We start from the raw sequence: 7,206 nt of genomic DNA, 5'->3' as shown, positions 1-7,206 counted from the left end.
GCAGGACGACCCGCATTTCCGCGACCACGTCTTGTTCTACGAGTATTATCACGGCGACACGGGGCGCGGCCTCGGCGCCTCGCATCAGACGGGCTGGTCGGGCCTCGTGGCGCTCCTCATCCAGCACTGCGCGATCGGAACGGCCGACCGGATGCGCCGCTAGGCTCGCGAACCGGAGGGCGCGGCCGGCTCGGGCGCACGCGGACCGTTGCGGCGGGGCGAACCCTCCCGGCACGGGGCGGCAACCGCCCCGCGGCACCTCGGAGATCCTCGGGATCGCCGGAGGTCCCGCCTCCGGCTGCGGCCGTGCCGCGAGAGCTTCGGGAAGCCCTTACATGCGGCGCATCATCCGGCGCTTCATCATGCGGCGGTGCATCATCTCCTTCCGCATCATGCGCTTCTTCATCATCATGCGCTCGCTGCCCGTCATGCGGACCTGGATAACGGCAGCCGAATCCGCCTGGATGCCGTTCACGGCCAGCGGAGCCGCCGAGGCCGAGCCGGCACCGAGCGCGAGGCCGCCGAGAAGGGTGGCGGCGAGAGCGAGTGTGGTCTTCTTCATGCACTGTCTCCAGCGGAGGCCGGTCTTGCCGGCGGGACGTCGGAGAAAGCCAGAAAACACTTCATAAGTTCCTGTTTTCAATAACAAAATTCTCTTCTTTCGGGGGTCGGGCATGCGCCGCCGGGCGTCAAAGCTTTCGCTTCGCGCCTCGCTCGCCCCCGAGCATTCGCACGGCCTTACGGGATGCGGGATCGAAAGGTTTCGCCGAACCGGTTCCGCGCCGGAAACCGGCTGCCCGGCGTGAAGATCGTGGCCGGCCTGCCCGCCCTGACGCTGCGGGTTGGCGCCTGCCGTCGCGGACAGGTGCGGTCAACGGCGGCCGCTCCCGTGGGTATTTCGAGGCGTCGCGAAAAGTTCCGTGCCGCCGATGGCGAGGAGGCGGAGGCGAGAGGCCGGGCGCCGGAACCGGCCCGGAGGCCGCCCGACGGTTCAAATCCTCATCATCCCTGAAACCGCCGCTTAAACACCTTTCGCAAGCGCTCCTTCAGGCCCGCCTGCGATCCTCCCTCTCTGACCGGCGCCTCCGCGCCGGAGGGACCCGCATGGACCTCAAGGACATCGCTCTCGTCCTCGCCCTCCTCGCCGCCGGATTCAGCCTGGCGGCGCTGGTCTGGCGCGGGCGGCCCACGCGGCGCGAGGAACCCGGCGTCGAGGATCTGCACGACCGCATCTGGCGGATCTCCGAGAGCGAGGAGCGCTACCGGGCGCTCGTCGAGGCCACGATGGAGGTCATCGTCCAGCGCGATGCGCTCGGGCGCATCACCTTCGCCAACGAGGGCTTCGCCCGGCTGCTCGGCCGCCAGCCTCTCGATCTCGTCGGGGCGACCCTCGATCCGACGATCCTGGAGCAGGGGCCGGTGAGCCGTGGGCCTGACGGCGTGCGGCGCCTGGAAGCGCGCGTTCTGTCCGTCGACGGGCAGGCGCGCTGGTTCTCCTTCGTCGAGATGCCCGTCGCCCGCGCGGACGGTCCTGTCCAGTGGCTGCGCGCGGGCTACGACATCACGACCCGCGTCGAGGCGGCCCGCTCCCTCGACGAGGCGCTCGCCAAGGCCGAGGCGGCGAGCGTCGCCAAGTCCCGCTTCCTCGCCACCGTCAGCCACGAGTTCCGCACGCCGCTCAACGGCATCCTCGGAATGGCCGACCTCGTCCTCGATACCGGCCTCGACCCGGAGCAGCGCACCTACGTCGAGTCGGTGCGCACCAGCGGCAAGGCGCTGCTGACGCTCATCGACGGCATCCTCGACTTCTCGCGCATCGAGGCCGGCCGCCTCGACCTCGCCGCCGAGCCCTTCGACATCGCGGCGCTCGCCGAGGGCGTCGTCGAGTTGCTGGCGCCGCGCGCCCAGGACAAGGGCATCGAGATCGCCCTCGACGTGGCCGACGACCTCAATCCCCTCGTGATCGGCGATGCCGACCGCATCCGCCAGATCCTGATCAACCTCGCCGGCAACGCCATCAAATTCACCGAGCGCGGCGGGGTCGGCGTCACCCTGGCCCGGGCGGAGGGCGGTCTCGCCCTCGCCATCTCCGATACCGGTCCCGGCATTCCGGAGGACCGCATCCCAGCCCTGTTCGAGGAGTTCGAGCAGGGCGACGGCAGCGCGAGCCGCCCCCATGAGGGGACGGGGCTCGGCCTCGCCATCACCCGGCGCCTCGTCGCCCGCATGGGAGGTCGGATCGAGACCCTGTCGAGGGTCGGTCGCGGCTCGACCTTCCGGGTGCTTCTCCCGCTGCCCGAGGCCGAGGAGGCGGAGCCCGCTCCCGGAATCATCCTGGACGACCGGCGCATCCTCATCGTCGCGGATTCGCCCTATCAGGCGCCCTACCTCGCCCGGCGCCTGTCGCGGTCGGGCGCCGCATCCGTGGTCGTCGGCAGCGTCGAGGCGGGGCTCGACGCGCTGGCCGGCGCCCCCTTCGACGCTCTCATCGCCGACCGGGCTCTGGGCGATGCGGCGGTGCGGCGGCTCGCCGACGAGGCGCGTCGCTGCGGGGTCCGCTGCAGCCTGATCCTGCTCTCGCCCTTCGACCGGCGCGAGTTCGGCGCGCCCCACGCGGCCGGCTTTGACAGCTACCTGATCAAGCCCGTGCGCGCCCGCTCCCTGTTCGATCGCCTGCTCGCCCCGGCGACGCCCCTCGACGCGGGCCCGGCCGCGATCCCGCCGCAGGCGTCGCCCCCGCGCGCGCAGGCCCGGGTGCTGCTCGCCGAGGACAATCCGATCAACGCCCTGCTGGCTGGCAAGGCGCTGGAGCGCCTCGGCGCCAGCGTGGTTCTGGCCCGTGACGGGGCGGAGGCGCTGGCGCGTCTCGCCGAAGCGGGCATCGCCCGCCAGCCCTTCGACCTCGCGCTCATCGACATCCGCATGCCGGGCCTCGACGGACTGGAGACCGCCCGGCGCATCCGCGCCGCCGAGGCCGCGGCGGGGGAGGAACCGCTCCACCTCGTGGCGCTGACCGCCAATGCCGGGCGCGAGGACGAGCGGGCGGCCCGCGCCGCCGGCTTCGACGGCTTCCTCGCCAAGCCTCTCAACCTGAAGGCGCTGCCGGCGCTCCTCGAGCGCCGGGCGGCCTGACGGGGTGCGTTGACAGGCGGCCCCTCTCTGCGCGAACACGGCCCGCATGGTGGACCCGACGAACCCGGATTCGAAGGCGGCATCGCGGGACGGGCTCGTCGTCGCCGCGCTCGGAGGCCTCGTCGCCGCCACGGTCCTCCTCGGTGCCCTCCTGCCCGGCTCGGCCGAGCACCGCCCGGTCTCCACCGCGGAGCCCTCGGGCGACAGGGCCTGCCTCGAGTGGAGCGACGGCTGCCGGGTCTGCCAGCGCCTGCCCGAGGGGCCCGCCTGCTCGCTGCCCGGCATCGCCTGCACCCCGGAGGTGCCCCGCTGCCTTCGCCGCGCCGACGGGTGAGCGCGCCGACGCTGGGCTTTGCGCCGACGCTCCGCTTCGCGCCGAGCCCGAACGGGCGCCTCCATCTCGGCCACGCGGCGTCCGCGCTCCTCAACGCGGAGATCGCACGCCGTCTCGGCGGCCGCCTCCTGCTGCGAATCGAGGATATCGATCCGGTGCGCTCGCGGCCCGAGCTCGCCGCAGGAATCGTGGAGGACCTCGCCTGGCTCGGCCTGCGCTTCCCCGAACCGTTTCGCCGGCAATCGGACCACATGGCGGAGTATCGCGCCGCGCTCCTGAGCCTCGCGGAGCGCGGCCTCGCCTATCCCTGCTTCTGTTCCCGCGGTGCCGTCGCGGCCCGCCTCGCGGCTCTCGGCGTCGAGGGGTCGGACCCCGCTCCCGATCCCGACGGCACGCCCCGTTATCCCGGCACCTGCCGAGATCTGACGGACGGGGAGGCGGGCGCCCGGCGCGCCGCCGGGGAGCCGCACGGGTGGCGGCTCGACATGGCTCGCGCCCTCGCGGCGGCGCCCGGCCCCCATGCCTGGACGGTCTTCGAGCCCGGGGGCCACGAGTGGCGGGTCCCGGCCGATCCGGCTCGCTGGGGCGACGCGCTGATCGGCCGCCGCGACGTGCCGACGAGCTACCATCTTTCGGTCGTCCTCGACGACGCGGCGCAGGGGATCACGCACGTGGTGCGGGGGCGGGATCTCGAAGCGGCCACCGACCTGCATGTCCTGCTGCAGCATCTCCTGGCCTTGCCGAGCCCGCGCTACCATCACCATCCGCTGATCGTGGACGAGGGCGGCGCCAAGCTCGCGAAATCGAAGGGGTCCGCCTCCCTCGCCGACCTGCGGGCGGAAGGGGTGAGCCCGGAATCGGTGAGGGCCCGCCTCGGATTCGGGCTCCTCTAGATCCTCAGCGCATCGCGTCGCGCTGGGCCATGGCGGTGGCGCTCTTCGATTTCTGCATCACGGCCTCGATCTGCTCGCGCTGGCGCTTGAACTCGGCGAGCAGCCGCCCGTCGAGCTCGCGCCCGCGCGGCACGCGGATCTTCATCGGGTCGACGAAATGCCCGTTGATCACGACCTCGTAGTGGAGATGCGCGCCCGTCGAGAGGCCCGTGGAGCCCACGTAGCCGATCACCTGACCCTGGCGGACCTTGGCACCCGCCGAGACGCCGCGGCCGAACCGCGACATGTGGTTGTAGGTCGTGACGTAGCCGTTGATGTGCTGGATCTCGACGCGACGTCCGTAGCCCGAATCCCACTCGGCCTTGATCACGGTGCCGTTTCCGGCCGCCACGATCGGCGTGCCGATCGGGTTGGCCCAGTCGACGCCGGTATGGAGCTTGGCGTAGCCGAGGATCGGGTGGCGCCGGTAGCCGAAGCCGGAGCGCATGATGCCGTCGGCGATCGGCTTGCGGATCAGGAACTTCTTCAGTGAGCGGCCCTGCTCGTCGAGGTAGTCGATCGCGCCGTCGTCCGGGGACTGGAAGCGGTAGATCTTGCGGCTCTCGCCCCCGAGGTTGAGCGAGGCGTAGAGCAATTCCGGCCGCTCGGCGGCGCCCTGGCCGGCATCCTCGTCGTAGGTGTAGAACACGTCGAGACCGTCGCCGCTGGAGATGCGACGCTGGAAGTCGACGTCGTAGCTGAACACCCGCACGATGTCCTCGACGGTCGAGCGCGGCAGGTCGTGGCGGGCCGCCGTCTCGTAGAGGCTCTGGTAGAGGCGGGGGCCGGAGCCTCCCTCCTCTTCCTCCTCGCCGCTCTCGGCCACGGCCGGCGCCTTGGCCCGCGCGGGCGCGTCCTCGGTCGGAGGCGCCACGGAGACGAAGGCGCCGCGGTCGTTGAGCGCCGCGATCCCCTCGATCCCGTTCTCCCCGTAGAGGATGACGCGGGTCACCTGCCGCGGGTCGCCAGGCTTCGGCCCCGGCGCGACCTGGACGCGGAACTGCTGGCCCTCCGCGAGCGCCCCCGTGCGTCCCCGGCCGCCGAGGGCGGCGACGATCGCGCGGACCTGCTCGTCGCTCGCCTGCCCCGTCGCCTTCAGCGCAGCCTCGAACGTGTCGCCGCGCTTGAGCGCGAGGTCGCGCTCCTCAACCAGGGGGGACTCGTTCGGGCGCAGCTCGACCTTGGGCAGCCGGGTGACGTTCTCGGGGACGACCAGGACCTCGATCGACTTGAACGGGCTGCCATCCTGAGGCGCCTTGGCCGTGCCGTCGAAATCCGGCCCCACCGGCGCCTGCTGCAGGGTCCGCGACAGCATGAGCTGCGGCGCGATCGGAAGGGTGGTGCGGCGCCCGGCCTCGGCCGCCATCCGGCGCTCCTCCTCGACCTGGGCGGCGACGTCGTCGTCGCCGAGGGCGGGCGCCGCAGGGTCGACCGAGACCTCGGCAAGGTCGCGCTTGACCACCGTGACCTCGGCGCCGGGCGCATCGGCCCCGTTCGCGTCGGGGGCCCGCTCCAGGGGCTCGTCCGAGACGAAGCGCAGGGGATCGAAGCGGGGGATGTCGGAGGCGAACACGCCGGTCGCCATTGAGAGCGCGGTCGAGATCCGGACGAAGGGGCGGACCTTGATGATCTCGCGCTCGCCCAGGCGCACGGTCACCGGCGCGCGGACGCTCTGCTTGGCGGAGGCGATCATCAGGTTGCGCACGAGCCGGTCGCCCTTGCGCGCGGCGTTGCTGCCGCCCTCGCTCGCCTGAGGACGCACCACCACGGTCGCCCGCTCGGGAATCGCGGCGAGAGAGGTGGAGCCCTGCAGCGAGACGTGGAGGGCCGCGCCGATCAGGCCGGCGCCGGTCAGGCCGGTGAGCGCGCTCGCGCAGAGCCAGCGCAGGTTCACCTCGCGCCGGTCGACGCGCGCGGCATCCGATCCCGACAGATCGAGGGGCGGCTCGGCCCCGTGGGCCGGCGGGGCGGCCCGGCCGGTGTCGCCGGCATTACCGATCTTCAGGCGGCCGCGCTTCACGGGCGTTCCTTCAACGGGGAGCGGACGCCCTGGAAACCGGGCGCCGCGAGGCCGGCCGCAGGGCGACGACCGGGCGCCGCCGATCGCCCGCGCGCCGGCGGATCCGATGATCAAGCATGTCGAGGCTCAGCATGTCGAGATTGAGGCGCGGGGGAAGGCGCCCGGCCGCTCTCAATCCCGCTCGCCCCCACGCGCGGGCGCGCCACGCGAGAACCGCCGTGCGTCTCGCTGCGTCACACGGCTGTCGCGGGATTTTCATGGGTCTGTGATTTTTCGGGTTGACGTTTTTGGGGGTGGTCCGTATACCGCTGCTCATCGGCGCCGGCCGCGGAAGTGGCCCGGGCGCTGAAACGTCTCTTGGACAATCTGAGCTTTGGGCTTGGCTTCGGTCGGGCTGGGCGTGGTTGTCCGCTACGGGTTCTTCGGGCCTGTGTTCTTTGACAAGTTCATCTGAGGAAGAGAAGCGTGGACGGCGCGTGTCCTTGCGGATCTGGCTTTGTGCTGGATCGTGAGTGGATACAAGCTGTTTACGGTTCGAGAGCTCACACGATCTGGGCGGCGACGTCTGGATTGGTTGTGAGCCTCTGTCAAACGTGATCAGCTATGATCGAGCTCTTTAACTTGAGAGTTTGATCCTGGCTCAGAGCGAACGCTGGCGGCAGGCTTAACACATGCAAGTCGAACGCTCGTCTTCGGACGGGAGTGGCAGACGGGTGAGTAACACGTGGGAACGTACCCTTTGGTTCGGAATAACACAGGGAAACTTGTGCTAATACCGGATACGCCCT

General features: G+C 71.2%; 5 protein-coding genes and 1 rRNA gene. 4 read left to right on the top strand and 2 right to left on the bottom strand.

Features of this window, described 5'->3' with window-relative positions:
• Window positions 1–331: 331 nt before the first annotated feature.
• Entirely contained in the window at window positions 332–562 is a 231-nt protein-coding gene (locus E1J50_RS25200) for a hypothetical protein (protein ID WP_132256903.1), read from the bottom strand.
• Window positions 563–1,104: 542 nt separating this feature from the next.
• Between E1J50_RS25200 and E1J50_RS25195 the strand changes: the two genes are divergently transcribed.
• From E1J50_RS25195 to gluQRS, 3 genes are read left to right on the top strand one after another with little or no spacing between them, the layout of a single operon-like run.
• Window positions 1,105–3,132 carry an ATP-binding protein gene (locus E1J50_RS25195; RefSeq protein ID WP_132256901.1) on the top strand — a complete coding sequence of 676 codons (2,028 nt, stop codon included), beginning with the start codon at window positions 1,105–1,107 and terminating at the stop codon, window positions 3,130–3,132.
• A gap of 46 nt (window positions 3,133–3,178) precedes the next feature.
• Window positions 3,179–3,466: a hypothetical protein gene (locus E1J50_RS25190; protein WP_132256899.1), complete on the top strand. Its 288-nt coding sequence runs from the start codon at window positions 3,179–3,181 to the stop codon at window positions 3,464–3,466.
• The gene (gene gluQRS / locus E1J50_RS25185) at window positions 3,463–4,359 is read left to right on the top strand and encodes a tRNA glutamyl-Q(34) synthetase GluQRS (RefSeq protein WP_245516752.1); all 897 of its coding nucleotides are present in this window, start codon (window positions 3,463–3,465) and stop codon (window positions 4,357–4,359) included. Before E1J50_RS25190 ends, gluQRS begins: the two co-directional genes overlap by 4 nt.
• Window positions 4,360–4,363: 4 nt before the next feature.
• Here gluQRS and E1J50_RS25180 read toward each other — a convergent pair whose 3' ends face one another.
• Entirely contained in the window at window positions 4,364–6,418 is a 2,055-nt protein-coding gene (locus E1J50_RS25180; RefSeq protein ID WP_132256896.1) for a M23 family metallopeptidase, read from the bottom strand.
• 617 nt (window positions 6,419–7,035) lie between these two features.
• Between E1J50_RS25180 and E1J50_RS25175 the strand changes: the two genes are divergently transcribed.
• Window positions 7,036–7,206: ribosomal RNA gene (locus E1J50_RS25175) — 16S ribosomal RNA — on the top strand; the annotation flags it as partial.

Source organism: Methylobacterium segetis (genome assembly GCF_004348265.1).
GTDB lineage: Bacteria > Pseudomonadota > Alphaproteobacteria > Rhizobiales > Beijerinckiaceae > Methylobacterium > Methylobacterium segetis.
This window is presented reverse-complemented; position numbering and strand designations above follow the sequence as displayed.

Coding starts and splice junctions, on each gene's coding strand:
- E1J50_RS25200 (WP_132256903.1), bottom strand. CDS start 562: ATGAAGAAGACCACACTCGCTCTCGCCGCCACCCTTCTCGGCGGCCTC.
- E1J50_RS25190 (WP_132256899.1), top strand. CDS start 3,179: ATGGTGGACCCGACGAACCCGGATTCGAAGGCGGCATCGCGGGACGGG.
- E1J50_RS25195 (WP_132256901.1), top strand. CDS start 1,105: ATGGACCTCAAGGACATCGCTCTCGTCCTCGCCCTCCTCGCCGCCGGA.